The organism is Corallincola holothuriorum (genome assembly GCF_003336225.1).
Classification (GTDB): Bacteria; Pseudomonadota; Gammaproteobacteria; order Enterobacterales; family Neiellaceae; genus Corallincola; species Corallincola holothuriorum.
Genome location: NZ_QPID01000002.1, coordinates 336,312 through 352,264, shown reverse-complemented (window position 1 = coordinate 352,264; position 15,953 = coordinate 336,312). Strand labels below are relative to the sequence as shown.

General features: G+C 50.9%; 15 protein-coding genes. 8 read left to right on the top strand and 7 right to left on the bottom strand.

Annotated elements, in window-relative coordinates; all coding sequences use genetic code 11:
• Positions 1 to 10: 10 nt before the first annotated feature.
• Positions 11 to 1,516: a CYTH and CHAD domain-containing protein gene (locus DU002_RS04495; protein ID WP_114337164.1), complete on the bottom strand. Its 1,506-nt coding sequence runs from the start codon at positions 1,514 to 1,516 to the stop codon at positions 11 to 13.
• Positions 1,517 to 1,662: 146 nt separating this feature from the next.
• Between DU002_RS04495 and DU002_RS04490 the strand changes: the two genes are divergently transcribed.
• From DU002_RS04490 to putA, 4 genes are all read left to right on the top strand, one after another.
• Positions 1,663 to 2,343, top strand: a complete 681-nt coding sequence (locus DU002_RS04490; protein ID WP_114337163.1) for a TIGR00153 family protein — start codon at positions 1,663 to 1,665, stop codon at positions 2,341 to 2,343.
• 12 nt (positions 2,344 to 2,355) lie between these two features.
• A complete protein-coding gene (locus tag DU002_RS04485; protein WP_114337162.1) occupies positions 2,356 to 3,621 on the top strand; it encodes an inorganic phosphate transporter in 1,266 nt (421 codons plus the stop codon).
• Between the two features lie 100 nt (positions 3,622 to 3,721).
• Positions 3,722 to 4,303, top strand: a complete 582-nt coding sequence (locus DU002_RS04480) for a TIGR04211 family SH3 domain-containing protein (RefSeq protein ID WP_114337161.1) — start codon at positions 3,722 to 3,724, stop codon at positions 4,301 to 4,303.
• Between the two features lie 203 nt (positions 4,304 to 4,506).
• Entirely contained in the window at positions 4,507 to 7,668 is a 3,162-nt protein-coding gene (gene putA, locus DU002_RS04475) for a bifunctional proline dehydrogenase/L-glutamate gamma-semialdehyde dehydrogenase PutA (protein WP_114337384.1), read from the top strand.
• A gap of 68 nt (positions 7,669 to 7,736) precedes the next feature.
• On the opposite strand, the gene DU002_RS04470 is transcribed toward putA, so the two are convergent.
• Positions 7,737 to 8,606: a general secretion pathway protein GspB gene (locus tag DU002_RS04470; protein WP_114337160.1), complete on the bottom strand. Its 870-nt coding sequence runs from the start codon at positions 8,604 to 8,606 to the stop codon at positions 7,737 to 7,739.
• A complete protein-coding gene (locus DU002_RS04465) occupies positions 8,606 to 10,252 on the bottom strand; it encodes an ExeA family protein (RefSeq protein WP_114337159.1) in 1,647 nt (548 codons plus the stop codon). Before DU002_RS04465 ends, DU002_RS04470 begins: the two co-directional genes overlap by 1 nt.
• Positions 10,253 to 10,389: 137 nt before the next feature.
• Between DU002_RS04465 and DU002_RS04460 the strand changes: the two genes are divergently transcribed.
• Positions 10,390 to 11,619: a multifunctional CCA addition/repair protein gene (locus DU002_RS04460; RefSeq protein ID WP_114337158.1), complete on the top strand. Its 1,230-nt coding sequence runs from the start codon at positions 10,390 to 10,392 to the stop codon at positions 11,617 to 11,619.
• Positions 11,620 to 11,721: 102 nt separating this feature from the next.
• Entirely contained in the window at positions 11,722 to 11,970 is a 249-nt protein-coding gene (locus tag DU002_RS04455) for a hypothetical protein (protein ID WP_114337157.1), read from the top strand.
• A gap of 86 nt (positions 11,971 to 12,056) precedes the next feature.
• On the opposite strand, the gene DU002_RS04450 is transcribed toward DU002_RS04455, so the two are convergent.
• The 3 genes from DU002_RS04450 to folB form a co-directional block, all read right to left on the bottom strand.
• On the bottom strand, positions 12,057 to 12,857 hold the full coding sequence (locus DU002_RS04450; protein ID WP_114337156.1) for an undecaprenyl-diphosphate phosphatase: 801 nt from the start codon (positions 12,855 to 12,857) through the stop codon (positions 12,057 to 12,059).
• A 67-nt stretch (positions 12,858 to 12,924) separates the two neighbouring features.
• Positions 12,925 to 13,413 carry a 2-amino-4-hydroxy-6-hydroxymethyldihydropteridine diphosphokinase gene (gene folK / locus DU002_RS04445; RefSeq protein WP_114337155.1) on the bottom strand — a complete coding sequence of 163 codons (489 nt, stop codon included), beginning with the start codon at positions 13,411 to 13,413 and terminating at the stop codon, positions 12,925 to 12,927.
• Complete coding sequence (gene folB, locus DU002_RS04440) at positions 13,413 to 13,772, bottom strand: dihydroneopterin aldolase (RefSeq protein WP_114337154.1); 360 nt, start codon at positions 13,770 to 13,772, stop codon at positions 13,413 to 13,415. The genes folK and folB overlap by 1 nt, the downstream gene beginning before the upstream one ends.
• A gap of 134 nt (positions 13,773 to 13,906) precedes the next feature.
• Between folB and plsY the strand changes: the two genes are divergently transcribed.
• Positions 13,907 to 14,509, top strand: a complete 603-nt coding sequence (plsY, locus tag DU002_RS04435; RefSeq protein WP_233496429.1) for a glycerol-3-phosphate 1-O-acyltransferase PlsY — start codon at positions 13,907 to 13,909, stop codon at positions 14,507 to 14,509.
• A gap of 10 nt (positions 14,510 to 14,519) precedes the next feature.
• On the opposite strand, the gene tsaD is transcribed toward plsY, so the two are convergent.
• Positions 14,520 to 15,533 (bottom strand): tRNA (adenosine(37)-N6)-threonylcarbamoyltransferase complex transferase subunit TsaD, encoded by a 1,014-nt coding sequence (tsaD, locus tag DU002_RS04430; RefSeq protein WP_114337152.1) that lies wholly within the window; start codon positions 15,531 to 15,533, stop codon positions 14,520 to 14,522.
• A gap of 198 nt (positions 15,534 to 15,731) precedes the next feature.
• Here tsaD and rpsU point away from each other — a divergent pair, with 198 nt between their 5' ends.
• Positions 15,732 to 15,947 (top strand): 30S ribosomal protein S21, encoded by a 216-nt coding sequence (gene rpsU, locus DU002_RS04425; protein ID WP_114337151.1) that lies wholly within the window; start codon positions 15,732 to 15,734, stop codon positions 15,945 to 15,947.
• Positions 15,948 to 15,953 lie beyond the last annotated feature (6 nt).

The window sequence follows — 15,953 nt, the reverse complement described above, 5'->3', positions numbered from 1 at the left end:
AACACGATGCTCATTCAAAAAGGGGATCATCAAGGGCTGATTGCCGGGATTGCTCAAGTGCGTGTAACAGCGCATTTCGCTTTCGCTCCAACCAGCGCCGATACGGCTTCTTGTCGGTCAAAGCTAAAGAATCAGCCACAGCATTAAGATAGTCTAACTGCGACCATTCAGCAGTACCGCGAGAGAGATCCAACCAGGCTTCACTGCACTCTGTGCCCTGCTCATTACTAAACAGAGCCGCAAAACAGAGCCGCAACTGCAACGCTTGTCTAAGCAGCGGAAACTTCTTCAAATAATCATCACCTGTGAACTCATGACCGGCATACAAAAGATGCAGCTGTTGCCACTGCTCAATTAGCGTGTCGCGCCCCAAAGAGATGACCGGCTCGTTTAATCGTGATGTCGCACCTAACAGATAACGACGCCAGCCCTGTTCGAACAACCACTCAGTGAAAGAGAGCACCAACTGACAATAACGGGAGGAGAGCAGTAGCGTAACCACCTCGGTTTCATCCGGAGAAGAATCCGAGATCTCAGCCAAACGTGATTTCAGCAACTTACGGTCATCTAGCTTGCGCAACTGATGGCCTTTATCGGCCAATGCGTGCTGACGAAATGACGCTTCAGGTACCCAGGCCAAGGTCTTAAGCAACCACTGCAGTTCATCACGCAGCGTTTCACTGGCTTCCAGTGGGATCGCATCCTGGTAGGCTTGCAACGCGCTATTGAGCCATTGGTAGCCATCATAAAGTGCTTCAACAGCAGCAAATGAAGGGCAACTAATAAAGCTCTGTTCATTGTGCTGGATGGTATCCAAGATATGCTTAAGAGTCGCTTCGAATGCCACTTCAACCGACATATCCAAACTAAGCTGCACCGGCACCAATGGGCACCGTTCATAGTGGGTTTCACCTTTGGCAAGACGATACCCCCGTGCAGCTTTACTTAAATGGCCTAACCTTGCGGGAACAGCACCAGAGATAGTGCGAGCCAAGCCAAATAGATGATCAGGATCGCCCTTCAGTAACTCAAACTCGACTTCCGCGATCGGCTCTTGCTGATGGTTAGCCTCAACATTACCGATATCCAATGCCACTTCAACTTCTGAGCCATCATCAAAGCGCAGACACCAGCTGCGGCGACGGAAATTAGTACTAAAAATCGGCACTAACTGTTTTTCCAGCCGTGCTGGCACTATCGTCTCAGGCCAAATATCCGCAGGAAATAGCGCTAAATCAGGACGACTTCCTTCAATAGGTTCGTTGTATTCAGGGCGCTGATGTAACCCTCCCACCACCCGTCCTGCGGTTTTTATGGTCTGTACCGATACATTATCAGCAGTTCGGACACGCAACCCTGTGTCGATGGCGCGTAACTGACGATCTGGCGTATCAAAGTAGATATTAGCCAGCTGCTTGTCCGCGGAATAGTAGATATCAGCTGCAGTTTCAATTGCTTGAACTAATGCCTCTGACTCACCGGGGATCACAAGTTTGATCTCTATTTCTGTTTCCATCGACTACATTCTGTTGTAGCGGGCGGAGAAATCACCCACTAATTTCAAGACATGCGACTGAATAGGTTTCATGCTTCACTAACATCGGCTAGTATTCAGCGCCAAATTTTAACGTTTCATGACAAACAGCGTCAGGAATTGCGTTCATGCCATTAAATAACATCATGGGAGTTTTTGCTAAATCTCCCATTAAACCGCTCGAAGAACATATTAATAAAGTTCATGCCTGCAGCGAAGAACTAACTAAGTTCTTTAAAGTCGTTCTGCAGCAGGATTGGAAAGCCGCGGCTGAAATCCGTCTCAAAATATCGACTTTGGAAAAAGAAGCCGATGCATTGAAGCGAGAGATCCGCCTCAAGCTGCCTAGCGGTCTGTTTATGCCAGTAGAGCGCACAGACATGCTGGAACTGCTCACTCAGCAGGACAAGATCGCGAATATCGTTAAGGATATTGCCGGACGCGTGCTGGGTCGAGAGATGGTGATCCCAGAATCGATCGCTGATGACTTCGAAAAGTATGTTGCTCGCTGTATCGATGCAACTGCGCTAGCCAAAAAAGCAATCAATGAACTGGATGAGCTACTAGAAACCGGCTTCCGCGGCCGTGAAGTTGATCTGGTTGAAAAGATGATCCACGAACTGGATCTGATTGAAGATGATACCGACACAATGCAGATCCGGTTACGCAAGCAGTTACGCTCCCTTGAATCTGAACTCAATCCTGTCGATGTGATGTTCCTCTACAACATCATTGAATGGGTCGGCGCAGTCGCTGACCAAGCAGAGCGCGTAGGTGCTCGCCTGGAATTGATGCTGGCTCGTTCATAAGGTACTGAATAAATGGAAATCTTAGTCAATTACAGCTTTGAGCTGATCCTGATTGCTGCGCTTTTCGGCTTTTTTATGGCGTGGGGTATTGGTGCTAATGACGTGGCCAACGCCATGGGTACCTCTGTAGGCTCGAAAGCGCTGACCATCAAGCAAGCGATTATTATTGCTATGATCTTTGAGTTCGCCGGTGCCTACCTAGCCGGTGGCGAAGTGACATCAACCATCCGGAAAGGGATTATTGATAGTGGTTACTTCGTCGATGCACCAGAACTCCTGGTGTTTGGTATGACAGCATCACTATTAGCCGCCGGTTTCTGGCTATTGATCGCCTCCTACCTGGGTTGGCCCGTTTCCACCACTCACTCGATCGTTGGCGCGATTGTCGGCTTTGCTGCCGTGGGTGTCAGTGTTGACGCTGTCGCTTGGGGTAAAGTGGCAGGGATTGTCGGCAGCTGGATTGTCACCCCTGCAATATCAGGCTTTATTGCCTATCTCATCTTTATGAGTGCACAAAAGCTGATCTTTAATACCGACGATCCGCTAAAAAATGCGAAACGTTATGTTCCTGTCTATATGGGCTTTGCCGGATTCGTACTGTCACTGGTGACCATCAAGAAAGGCCTTAAACATGTTGGCTTACACCTTAGCCCTGTGGAAGGTTATGCGTGGGCCATCGGTATCGCTGTCCTAGTTGGTATATTGGGCTCTTTAGCCATCAGTCGCCTGAAGATTGATCCTAAGGCTGACCGCCGTATGCACTACGCCAATGTCGAGAAGGTTTTTGCCATTTTAATGGTGGTGACCGCTTGTTGTATGGCTTTTGCCCACGGTTCGAACGATGTAGCTAACGCCATTGGGCCATTGGCAGCCGTTGTGTCGGTAGTAAGCAACGAAGGTGAAATCGCCAAGAAAGCGGCGCTGGCATGGTGGATCCTGCCGTTAGGTGCTGTTGGTATTGTTGCTGGTTTAGCGATTTTTGGTCACCGCGTGATGGCCACCATTGGTCAAGGGATCACTCACTTGACCCCAAGCCGTGGTTTTGCCGCTGAGCTTGCTGCAGCATCAACCGTGGTTATCGCTTCGGGTACTGGCTTACCTATCTCAACCACGCAAACACTGGTTGGTGCGGTCCTTGGGGTAGGTATGGCTCGCGGGATTGCAGCACTAAACCTCAGTGTGATCCGCAATATTGTAGTTTCATGGGTGGTGACGCTGCCAGCAGGCGCCGTGATGTCCATCATATTCTTCTACATATTAAAGGCCATTTTCTCTTGATTTAGCGGGCCCCTTGACCGGGGCTCTTGCCAATTTTCGGGGTAGGCAATAGCATGGTTGTTGAGACTCGCTACCCCTTAATCAATAACAAGGCACCGCTGTGAAAAAACTTCTGGTATCTCTTGCTCTTCTTCTCCCTACTTTTATCGCTCAAGCCGCAGATGGTGGTTACCGTTACGTCAGCGATGAACTGACCATTTTTATGCATACCGGGCCTAGTACCCAATACCGTATCATCGGCACGATTACTGCGGGCAGCCGGGTTAAGGTTGAACAAGCTCAGAGTGATACAGACTACATTAAAGTCACCGATCCTAAAGGGAAGACCGGCTGGGTCGACAAAAAGCTACTGATGGCACAAGCCAGCCTGCAATATCGAATGCCGCAATTGGAAGAGCAGCTAGCAACATTGCAGATGGAACTCCAAGCACGCAATGAAGAGCTGGCAGCGCTAAAACAAAATCTGCGCGGGCTACAAGAGCAATCTGAAATTTTAATTGAAGAGCGCGATGAAACCCTCTCGGCCAATCAACGCTTGACCACTGAGTTAGACACACTGGATGAATCGACGCAGATGGAATGGTTTTGGCGCGGTGGTATCGTGTTAGGTGCCGGCATTTTGTTGGGAATAATCATTCCTTTCCTACCTCGCAGAAGAAAACAGCAAGACCAGTGGATGTAAGTTCGCCGCTGTAGCACACGAATGTTTACAGGAACGGCCCTTATTTGGGCCGTTTTTTTTATCTAGCCACTATCGCAGTCAGAAGCTTTTGCAGTCTAAAATCAAGGCATATTCTGATTGCCATGGTACTGCAGCGCCGATGCAATGCAGCCGAGTACCAGCACACCCTCCATGGCAACGCTGTTAATACCAGAGGGCACGCCATGTTCAGACCTTCACAATTGCTATCAGTAGAATACCGACCAACGCTGTCCCAGTTATGGGCTCAGATCAGCGAGACCTATCAGGCTGATGAAGCTACATATCTGGCTGAGTTGTTGGCCTTGGTTGAGCAACCAAGCGACGAACTGCAACAAGTTACCCGACGCGCTGAACAGCTAGTGACACAAGTACGCCAAGAACATCACGCGGGTGAAGGGCTGGATGCATTCCTGCAGCAGTACAGCTTAGACACACAGGAAGGTATCATCCTGATGTGCTTGGCTGAAGCGCTGCTGCGTATCCCTGACGGTGCCACTGCCGACGCACTGATCAAAGATAAACTCAGCGGAGCGGACTGGGCAAAACATCTGAAAAGCTCTGAGTCTATGCTGGTGAATGCGTCAACTTGGGGATTGATGCTGACCGGCAAGGTGATCACCCTCGATAAGGGCATTGATGGCGAACCAGCCAACCTACTTAACCGTATGGTCACCCGTTTAGGCGAGCCGGTGGTACGCAAAGCAATGTACGCCGCAATGAAGATCATGGGCAAACAGTTTGTCCTCGGCCGCAACGTCAAAGAAGCACTCAAAAGCAGTAAAAGCAGCCGCAAAGCCGGGTATACACACTCTTACGACATGCTCGGAGAATCAGCCCTGACCATGGCGGATGCTGACCGTTACCTGGCCAGTTACCAAGCAGCAATTGCTGCATTAGGGGCTGCAGAATTTGACGAAGAACTAGCGCCACGCCCTACCATTTCAGTGAAATTATCAGCACTTTATCCACGCTATGAAGCCAGTCATAAGCAACAAGCGATCCCGGAAATGAGCCAACGTTTGGCCACACTGGTTAGCCAGGCACGCAGTCTCAATATTGGTATTCAGGTTGATGCAGAAGAAGCCGATCGCCATGAGATGATGTTGCAGATATTTGAACATGTCTATCGGAGTGATGCTGCCAAAGGCTGGGGCAATTTCGGCCTCGTCGTACAAGCTTACGCGAAATGGGCGCTACCTTCATTGGTATGGTTAACCGAGATCGCCCGCAGCCAAGGCGATACCATCCCGATACGTTTGGTGAAGGGCGCATATTGGGACAGTGAGATAAAACTGAGCCAGCAACGGGGCTTAACTTGCTATCCAGTGTACACCCGCAAATCAGCAACCGATTGCAGCTACCTGGCGTGCGCCAAGTACCTGCTGAGCGCGCGGACAGAACAACTGATCCTGCCACAATTTGCCACCCACAACGCGCAGACCGTGGTGGCGATCCAAAGATTAGCCGGCAACCGCCCTTTTGAGTTTCAGCGACTGTGGGGCATGGGTGACGAACTCTATGGCACCTTGCTGATGACCCATGCGACTCAGGCTGTTCGTATCTATGCCCCGGTTGGCGAACACAAAGATCTGCTGCCCTATTTAGTCAGACGCCTACTTGAAAACGGTGCAAATACCTCTTTTGTCCATAAATTGGTAGATCCCAATACACCAACCGCAAGCTTGGCTGAGCACCCGCTATACAACCTGCAAAAAGCTCACAGCTTAATCAATACTCGCATTCCGTTGCCGGCCACCATCTATCCCGACCGGAGCAATTCCGCAGGACCAAACCTCGATATAAGCGCCCAGGCAGAGCCTTTCTTTGCACAACTGCAGGAATATCAGCACTGTCAGTGGCAAGCTCACCCTATCATCGACGGAGAGTCGGTCTCAGGCGCGACACAAACCGTCTGCTCACCTCGTAACAGAGATGAGATCGTCGGCCAGGTACAGTGGGCAACCACCGCTGATTGCGAACACGCTTTAATGGTCGCCCATCTGGCTTTTCCAAACTGGCGTAACACGTCGGTAGAGCTGAGGGCCAAGCTACTTGAAACGCTAGCTGACCAGCTGCAAGCCCATCAAGTAGAGCTGATCGCATTGTGCACCCGCGAAGCAGGTAAACAGCTTCATGACGGTATTGACGAAGTAAGAGAAGCGATCGATTTTTGTCGTTATTACGCCGTTGAAGCACGCAAGTTATTCCGTCCCGGCGCGCCACTCCCTGGCCCAACCGGCGAACTGAACGAACTATTTGTACAGGGCCGTGGGGTGTTTGTTTGCATCAGCCCCTGGAACTTTCCGTTGGCCATCTTCCTCGGTCAAATATCGGCGGCGTTGGTCACTGGCAACACAGTGATAGCCAAACCCGCAGAGCAAACCAGTCTGATCGCTCACCGTACCGTGGAACTGATGCTGGAAGTTGGTTTTCCAGCGGATGTGATCCAGCTATTACCCGGCAGTGGCAAAACGCTGGGAACGGCACTGACGCAAGATAACCGCGTTACCGGAGTCTGTTTTACCGGTTCAACCCAAACGGCACAGCTAATCAACCGCAGTTTGGCGACAAGGGACGGAGCCATTGCGACGCTTATCGCCGAAACGGGTGGGCAAAACTGTATGCTGGTTGACAGCACCTCACTGCCTGAACAGGTCGTTAAGGATGTAGTCCAGTCTGCGTTTGCCAGTGCCGGGCAGCGCTGCTCAGCGTTGCGCGTACTATATCTGCAAGCAGAGATCGCGGATAAGGTTATCGCGCTACTCGCTGGCGCAATGCAAGAGCTGAATGTCGGCGATACCTGGTATCACCACACTGACATAGGCCCGGTCATTGACACGGCGGCGCAGCAACAACTGCTACAACACATTGCAGACATGCAGAGTAGAGGACGTCTGATCGCCCAATCCCCGATGCCGGAAGAAACCAACACAGGCAGCTATGTGCCGGCAACAGCAGTGGAAATAGAGAGTATTAACTGGCTCAGTAAAGAGCAATTTGGACCCGTGCTGCATGTGATCAGGTATAAAAAGTCCGACCTCAATGACGTTATCGCTCAGATAAATGCGACCGGTTTCGGTTTAACCTTAGGGATCCATAGCCGCAATACCCAGCTCGCCCTAACAATTGCCGATCAGGTCAATGTCGGAAATGTCTATATCAACCGTAATCAGATCGGTGCCATGGTTGGCACTCAACCCTTTGGCGGTCAGGGGTTATCAGGCACAGGCCCGAAAGCCGGTGGCCCCCGCTATCTGCCGCGATTTATTACCGAGAAAACCCGCAGCAACAATATTACGGCAGTTGGCGGCAATGCATCACTGCTGTCTCTTGGCGATGCTTAACAACAAAGCCTTTCTGTTACGCACAAAAAAGGCCGCATCTGCGGCCTTTTCAACCCAGCACAGGGATATTACCAATCGGTCAGTGCTGGCAAGCTAAACATATAGCCGTGTAAAGACATCACTACTGATTGCGGGTCGATGCGCTCAAGCACCAGATCCTCACTTACAGTCTCCCCTTCATGGACGGTTTGGCCGTTAACTTTCACCCAACGCTTAGAAGCGTCTGAAGAGTAGATATGCTGACTAAAGCTCAAGCTGGGGACGGCATCCTGTAACGCTTGCGATTTCTCCGTCAACATGGGCACCGGCTGCGCCATCATCGGATCCAGCCCCGTATCATTCATATCCTGCGTCGCAGCAATGGCGGCCTGAAAACGCGCCATCAACTCCTCTTCTTCTAGCTGAGCTAATGGTTCTGTGTTATCGCCAGGTGGCTGCTCAACAACAGCCGCCACAGGCGTTTCCAGATCTAAGCTAATCGCTGGTGCCGGCTCGGGTGGCAAAGCGGTAGGAGCAGACGCAGGTTTAGCCGGTGCAGTCACCACCGGGCGCGGCTGCATCTCTTGCGGTGGCCAACTGCCTGACGGCTTAACTTTAGCCACTTCTCGCTTACCGAGGATCCGCATATCGGTCGCTTCATCGGCTATCGCTGGCACAGTTTCTTCCACGATAGGCACTTCTGCAGGCGCCACAACAGCAGTCACCTCAGTTTCAGGTAGCGATGGCAAAGGCTGCGCTATCTTTAACATCACCCACATGCCACCAAGTACTGCGATACTGACAATCGTTGCGCCCACCAGCACTGGCAACCACACAGGCGTGGTTTGCGTCTCTTCAATAAACATCATGTCACTGCTTTGCTCGGTACTGATACCGGGCAACTCTGGCGTCTTCTGTTCATTTTCGGAGCGCTTTAACGCCTGCAATATATAAGACATCAGCCGGCCTCTTTCATTAATGTTGGCGCTTCAAGTTGCAGCATCTGATTCAGACGGATCAGAGTTTGCACTCCCGCAATACCATCGGCTTCCAGACGCTGTTCACGTTGAAAACGGCGGATCCGTTCACCTAACATTGAATCAAAACCATCTAACCTGCGCGGACGTTCGCCCTGTAGCAACCCCAAAGAGGTTTCCAGCCATTGCACTGACGCGCCTTTGGCACTCCAACCTATGGGGCCAACATATCCGACCGGTGGCTGCCAGAGAACGGCATAAGAGCCTTTCCAATACCTTTCAAACCAACGTTCGCTGACTTCCAGCTCGTTGCCAGCGATAACTAACTTCAGCAAACCATTTTTAAACCCTAGCATCGCCCCATAAGCAACCTCACCGGTATCATCGATGAGACGCACCACCGCAGGTCGGTTTAGGTGTAACAAGCCATGTAAACTACCCTGCTTCCAGTAACAGGCTAAATCATTCTGTTTTGCCTGTTCACAGGCATCAATCCCTGTCATCAGAGATTTGTCCCACTCATTAAACACCACAGCGAAGGCGTCTTCTATCTCCCGGCTTTGTTCAAACATAGAAGCCAATAAGCGTTTCGAAGGCAGATCTAGCTGCATCTCAGTAGCAGGTTCGGCACCTTCCAAATCATCCAGCCGCTCATCACTCTCAGCCGCCAATGCAGGCTGCACGGGCCTTGGCACAGCATCACTGTCGGTATCCCCAAATTGCAGAGCCAACCAAGTCAATGCCACAACGAGGGCCGCCAAGGTGCCACCAATCGCCAAATAGCCAGGCCAACGGGCGATGCCACCAGACTCGGCATGTCCCGGTAAACCCAAAGCTTCAGAGGCAGCCTTACTGATCAGGTGGTGGTCAACACGCTGCTGCCCTTTACTATAAGCACCAAGCAGAGCGCGATCGCAAAGCAAGTTGATCACTCGAGGAATGCCGCCACTCAATTGATGCAATCTTTTAACAGCACGTTTAGTGAATAAGGGGTGGCTACTGCCAGCAACCTGCAGACGATGTGCCACATAGTTGGCCACATCATGTTCGGTCAACGGCAACAGATGATAACGCGCGGTGATCCGCTGTGCTAACTGACGGAGCTCCTTGCGTTGCAACAGCTCTTGAAGTTCCGGCTGACCAATTAAAATCACCTGTAAAAGCTTTTTGGTATGAGTTTCTAAATTGGTGAGTAATCGCAATTGCTCCAGCACTTCCGGACGAAGGTGTTGCGCCTCATCAATAATCAATACGGTGGTTTTTTCCGCCTCGTGATTGCGAAGCAGGTGTTGATGAATGGTATCTGTTAGCTGCTTGAGTGTTGGCTGCGATGGGTATTGAACATGAAATTCATCGCAAATAGTTGCCAGCAATTCATGCTCGGTCAATGTGGGGTTGAGAACAAACGCTGTTTCCGTCTGCGCAGGCAGCTGCTCCATCAAGCAGCGGGAGACGGTGGTTTTACCTGTGCCCACCTCGCCTGTCAGTAATACGAAACCGCCAGTTTCCCCCAAACCAAACATTAAATGAGCAAGCGCTTCACGATGGCGATCGCTCATATAGAGGTATTGTGGGTTGGGCGCGATTGAAAAGGGGTTTTCCCTGAGCGCAAAAAATCCTGTGTACATGAGAGTTGTCGGGTATCCAAGGGCAATTTGCCAGTAGCGCCCAAGTTAAGACTTTCACCGAATGATGTCAAAACGATGCGCCCATTGAGAGGCCTCGATATAATGATCCTATGATGGAACTTTGAAAGCGGTCACAGGTGCAGATTTATTTAGTGGGTGGAGCGGTAAGAGACCGCTTGTTACAGATCCCGGTACAAGACAAAGATTTTGTGGTTGTCGGCAGCTCCTCAACAGAGATGCTGGCCGCGGGCTATCAGGCTGTGGGCGCCGATTTTCCGGTCTTTTTACACCCGACAACAAAACAGGAATATGCCCTCGCCCGAACAGAGCGCAAGTCAGGCCATGGTTATACAGGTTTCATCTGTCATGCCAGTCCAGAAGTGACCCTGGAAGAGGACCTGCTACGCCGAGATCTCACCATCAATGCGATCGCTGAAGCAGAAGACGGTAGTCTAATTGATCCCTATGGCGGTCAGGAAGATCTGCAGAACAGGCTACTACGGCACGTATCTCCGGCTTTTGCCGAAGATCCTTTACGCGTATTGCGGGTCGCACGCTTTGCCGCACGCTACGCTGCATTGGGTTTCACTGTCGCAGATGAAACCATGATCTTAATGCAAAAAATGGCCGCCAACGGCGAATTGGCGCATTTAGTTGCCGAGCGGATATGGAAAGAGACCGAGCGCGCGCTGATGGGCCCCAACCCGGCCTGTTACTTTGAAATACTAAGAGAAGCGGGTGCCCTGCAGTGTTTAATGCCCGCTGTAGCGGCGCTTTGGGGAGTACCTAATCCGCCGAAATGGCATCCTGAGATCGATACAGGCATCCATACCATGATGGTATTGGAGCAAGCCGCCTTGGCTAACAGAAGCTTGGAGGTTCGCTACGCCGCACTCTGTCATGATCTGGGCAAAGGGTTAACGCCGCCGGATCAGTGGCCAAGCCACCGAGGCCATGAAAAAACTGGTTTAGCGCTGGTTACCGAGCTCAGCCAAGCATTGAAAGTCCCCACCGCCTGCCGCGAATTAGCCTTATTGGTTTGTGAATACCACACCCATTGCCATAAAGCCGATACCCTACGGCCAAAGACCCTGCTAAAAGTCCTTGATGCCATGGATGTTTGGCGCAAGCCGGAACGTTTTGAGTATTTTTTACAAGCCTGTGAAGCCGACTTTAAAGGACGCACAGAGTTTGAACACCGGCCATACCCCCAGGCCGGTCTTTTCCGTCAGGCGCATCAAGCCGCTCTGAGTGTTAATCCAGGTGAAATAGCCCGTCAGGGATACAAAGGTGCGGAGATCCGGGAAGCGGTAAAACGTGAGCGGCAGCAAGCTATTGCACAGCAGGTGGTCAATCCCTCTCTCTAAAGGAGTAGTTGTAAAAAAACCTTCATCGAACTTCCATTCCGAACGCCGGCTCAGCTGCTATAACCAGTAAAAGCAATACATTGGGCGGGAGTTTAAACAGACATGTGGTGGTTCGAAACTGATGTAGGTAAATATTCCACGCGTCAGGCGATGAAAAAGCTATTACATAAGCGCTATCGATCTCAGCGGGAGTATGAGGCATGCCTCGCGAAGCTGGAGGAGGCCACCGGTCACCCAGATCCAGAGGGCTTTCTCCGCCAACAGCGAGGCTCCGCCAAAGCCAAACAGGTACTCGCGGAACTTCGTGGTGAAGCCGCTCTTTTTCAAGCCATGGTTAACCATCGTGATTAAAAAAAGCCGCTAACTGACGCTAACGGCTTTCATTCTAACTTGATCTATCCGCTACCTGGATTAGCAAGCCTGTCAACACGACATCCCTACCAAATCAGGTAACCAACTAACAACAGACCAAGAGCCAGTCGATAGATCACAAAGGGCAACATACCCATACGGCTAACCAGCTTTAAAAATACATGGATACAAGCGTAGGCAGCAAAAAATGAAATCACTGTACCCAACGCTATCTGATCCCACTGCACCGGCTCAACTGCTTCAACCAATTTTTTGGTCTGTAAGCCACCCGCCAAAAAGATCACCGGGATAGACATTAGAAAAGAGAAACGAGCCGCCGCTTCGCGAGTTAACCCCAACATCAGGCCGGCGGTAATGGTAATGCCTGAACGAGAAGTACCTGGAATTAAAGCTAATGCCTGCGCACAGCCAATGATCAGCGCTTTCTTCCAGCCAACTGCATACTCATCTAAAACCAGTTTCGCCTTAATGTCTGCCCACCAAAGCAACAAACCAAATACAATGGTCGTTGCTGCAATAACAGCCGCACTGCGAGCCAACACTTCAATCAAGTCGCCAGCCATTAAACCAAACAGGCCAGCAGGTATGGTAGCCAGTACCACAGACCAAGCTAGCTGCGCTTCAGTGGTAAGACCGCGCCCAATGACCGATCCACACCAGTCTTGCGTCATGCGCCAAACTTCGTCGCGGAAATAGATAACAACCGCCAATAAAGTACCGACATGCACTGCCACATCAAATGCTAACCCCTGATCATTCCATCCTAAAATGGCTGATGGGAGAATAAGGTGTGCAGAAGATGAAATAGGGAGAAACTCGGTCAATCCCTGAATCAAAGCCAGAATGATAACTTCCAATGTACTCACAACAACAACCGCCTCTATAGATCTTAGCTTTGGCCGATCCTATCAGGAAAACGTGACGCATCTAACACTATTTTTGCAATACCAAATCAATTGGCCACAACTGCTGGCTGCCATCATAACTTTGCCACAGCTCGGCGTAGCTGCGGCCATCAACCGGATGGGTCAATAATGGTGCCAGTTCCGATAGCGGCCAGAGCACGAACGCATTGAATAGAATTTCAGCTCGAGGCAGCACCACAGGAGTATCGGTCACCAGATGGTCAAACAGTAACAGATCAATATCCACGGTTCGCGGGCTGAACTTCTTGGCATCAATGGTGCGCCCCAGTGACAGCTCTATTTGTTTGAGACATTCACTGATGGCTACGACAGTAAGCGGCGATGAAAACTCGGCTACCAAGTTGTAAAAGTTATCCCCGACAAAACCAACTGCTTCGCTTTCAAATACCCGAGAGCAACGAAGATCTGGGAACTGTTGTTGCAACGCAGCAACTGCTTTCACTATGTTATTAGCCGAATCGACGTTACTGCCGATACCAACAAAGATCCGAGCCATTAGAACCCCTGACCACGAACAATTCGCACACCAACAGATTCTGCCTGTGGAACCGCCCCCGGTTTATTAACCGTGAGTCTAACGCCAACCACGGCAAACTCTTCCAGCAACAACGTTGCACAACGCTCTGCCACCGTCTCAATCAGCTCCACTCGCATTGCTGACACGTACGCAGTTAATCTGTCGCTAATCGCGGCGTAATCGAGCGCCTGCTGAATATCGTCGGCGGCAGCGGCAGGGGCTACATCACAAGCGAGTTCAAGATCCAGTACTAAGGTCTGCCAAATCTCTTTTTCCCACTGATAAACACCGATCACCGTGTCTATGCGCAATCCCTGAATTAATACTAAATCTGTCATATTTCTTGATCCATTTGCCAACTGGTGGTCGAATCACCCTATGGACGACCCTCGCGTATGCTAGCATTCTCGCTCTGGGTCGCGAAGCTCTGAGCTAGTTTCGCATTCAAAACAGGAAGGGAACATTGACTGAAATACTCTGCATCATCATGGTGATTAGCGCCTACCTGATGGGTTCCGTCAGTAGTGCCGTATTGGTTTGCAGATTATTTGGTTTACCCGATCCTCGTACTGAAGGCTCCAAAAACCCCGGTACTACCAATGTTTATCGTCTCGGAGGTGCCGTTCCCGCGGTGCTCACCCTGCTTGCTGATATGCTCAAGGGTACCATCCCCGTATGGGGCTCCTATTTCCTGCAACTACCTGCGATTTGGCTTGGCGTAATCGCTGTTGCCGCTTGTATCGGCCATATGTACCCCTGCTTCTTTGAATTTAGTGGCGGCAAAGGTGTGGCAACGGCATTCGGTGCGCTGTTGCCCATAGGCTTGGATTTGGGAGCACTGCTGGTGATTACCTGGGGCCTAGTGATCCGCACCAGCGGTTATTCGTCACTCGCATCTATTGTCACCATCAGTTTATCTCCGCTGTTTGTGTATTGGATTAAACCACTTTACACGCTCCCAGTTGCCATGCTGGCCCTGCTGATGTTGTGGCGGCATCACCAAAACATCAGCCGCCTACTGGCTGGTACAGAAAAAAAGATCTGGGAAAAAGGCTCAACCAGCGAACAGTCCTAAACTACCCGAATTAAATGGAAGTGAGCTCTTCCAGTGGCCAACGCGGACGAGTCGTTACCGACAAAGGCTGAGTTTCCCCTGCTTTCAATCGCTGTAATCCGGCATAGGCAATCATCGCACCATTATCGGTACAAAACTGTGGCGCGGGATAAAACACTTCGCCCTGGCGCTCTGCCATCAACTCAGCCAACTGCCGACGTAGCTCCAGATTAGCACTCACGCCTCCCGCCACGACCAGACGTTTAAGCTGTGTTTGCTCTAACGCTCTACGGCACTTAATTGCCACGGTATCTATCACCGCTTGCTGAAAGGCATGAGCAATGTCAGCCTTGGTCTGATCACTGGCATCAGCAGCACGGATCGCCGTAGCGGCAGCAGTCTTCAAGCCACTAAAACTAAAATCCAACCCTGGCCTGTCGGTCATCGGGCGGGGAAACTTGAACACACCGGGAGTACCAGCCTCGGCCATCTTCGCCAGTAACGGTCCGCCGGGGTAATCCAAACCTATTAACTTCGCCGTCTTATCAAATGCCTCGCCCGCAGCATCATCTATCGATTCGCCTAACAACTCATACTGACCAATACCATCAACACGGATCAGCTGGGTATGCCCGCCAGACACAAGCAACGCCACGAACGGGAACTCAGGCACATTCTCTTCCAGCATCGGCGCCAAAAGATGACCTTCTAAATGATGCACACCAACCGCAGGCACATTCCAGCTGTAGGCCAAAGACCTACCCACCGTAGCCCCCACCAATAACGCACCAACCAAGCCTGGACCTCGGGTAAATGCCACGCCATCAATATCATCTGCGCTACAGTTAGCTTCTGCCATCGCGGCACGGATCAAGGGAACGATCTTGCGCACATGATCGCGGGATGCCAGCTCAGGCACGACTCCACCATAATCTGCATGCAGTTTAACTTGACTGTACAATTGGTTAGCGATCAAGCCAGCATGATCGTCAACGATCGCTATACCAGTTTCATCACAAGAGGTTTCAATACCCAGCACACGCATGCAATTAAGGCCTTATAAATAGGGACAAATATAACGAACAGGAATTTTACCTGCCCCCTACCAACAAAAACAGTCTAGATGTCACTTTACTTTGTGGTGTCGATCAGATTAGAATTCCGCACCATTTTTAAACGGCGGTCAAATTTCGTACCGCGTTTCAGATTATTCTGATGATCCAGTTTCTGAGGTGAGAGTTACATGCCAGTAATTAAAGTACGCGAGAACGAACCTTTTGACGTAGCGCTGCGTCGTTTCAAGCGCTCTTGTGAAAAAGCAGGCGTATTGTCTGAAGTTCGTCGTCGCGAGTTCTACGAGAAGCCAACTTCTGAGCGTAAGCGCAAAAAAGCTGCGGCTGTTAAGCGTCACGCTAAAAAGTTGTTCCGTGAGAATGCACGTCGCACCCGTCTGTACTAAGCAGCG

Bases quoted from the DNA above. Each gene is read 5' to 3' on its own strand.
- DU002_RS04455 (WP_114337157.1), top strand. From the start codon at position 11,722: ATGTGGTGGTTCGAAACTGATGTAGGTAAATATTCCACGCGTCAGGCG.
- putA (WP_114337384.1), top strand. From the start codon at position 4,507: ATGTTCAGACCTTCACAATTGCTATCAGTAGAATACCGACCAACGCTG.
- tsaD (WP_114337152.1), bottom strand. From the start codon at position 15,533: ATGCGTGTGCTGGGTATTGAAACCTCTTGTGATGAAACTGGTATAGCG.
- rpsU (WP_114337151.1), top strand. From the start codon at position 15,732: ATGCCAGTAATTAAAGTACGCGAGAACGAACCTTTTGACGTAGCGCTG.
- DU002_RS04485 (WP_114337162.1), top strand. From the start codon at position 2,356: ATGGAAATCTTAGTCAATTACAGCTTTGAGCTGATCCTGATTGCTGCG.
- folB (WP_114337154.1), bottom strand. From the start codon at position 13,772: ATGACAGATTTAGTATTAATTCAGGGATTGCGCATAGACACGGTGATC.
- DU002_RS04465 (WP_114337159.1), bottom strand. From the start codon at position 10,252: ATGTACACAGGATTTTTTGCGCTCAGGGAAAACCCCTTTTCAATCGCG.
- DU002_RS04495 (WP_114337164.1), bottom strand. From the start codon at position 1,516: ATGGAAACAGAAATAGAGATCAAACTTGTGATCCCCGGTGAGTCAGAG.
- DU002_RS04470 (WP_114337160.1), bottom strand. From the start codon at position 8,606: ATGTCTTATATATTGCAGGCGTTAAAGCGCTCCGAAAATGAACAGAAG.
- folK (WP_114337155.1), bottom strand. From the start codon at position 13,413: ATGGCTCGGATCTTTGTTGGTATCGGCAGTAACGTCGATTCGGCTAAT.
- DU002_RS04490 (WP_114337163.1), top strand. From the start codon at position 1,663: ATGCCATTAAATAACATCATGGGAGTTTTTGCTAAATCTCCCATTAAA.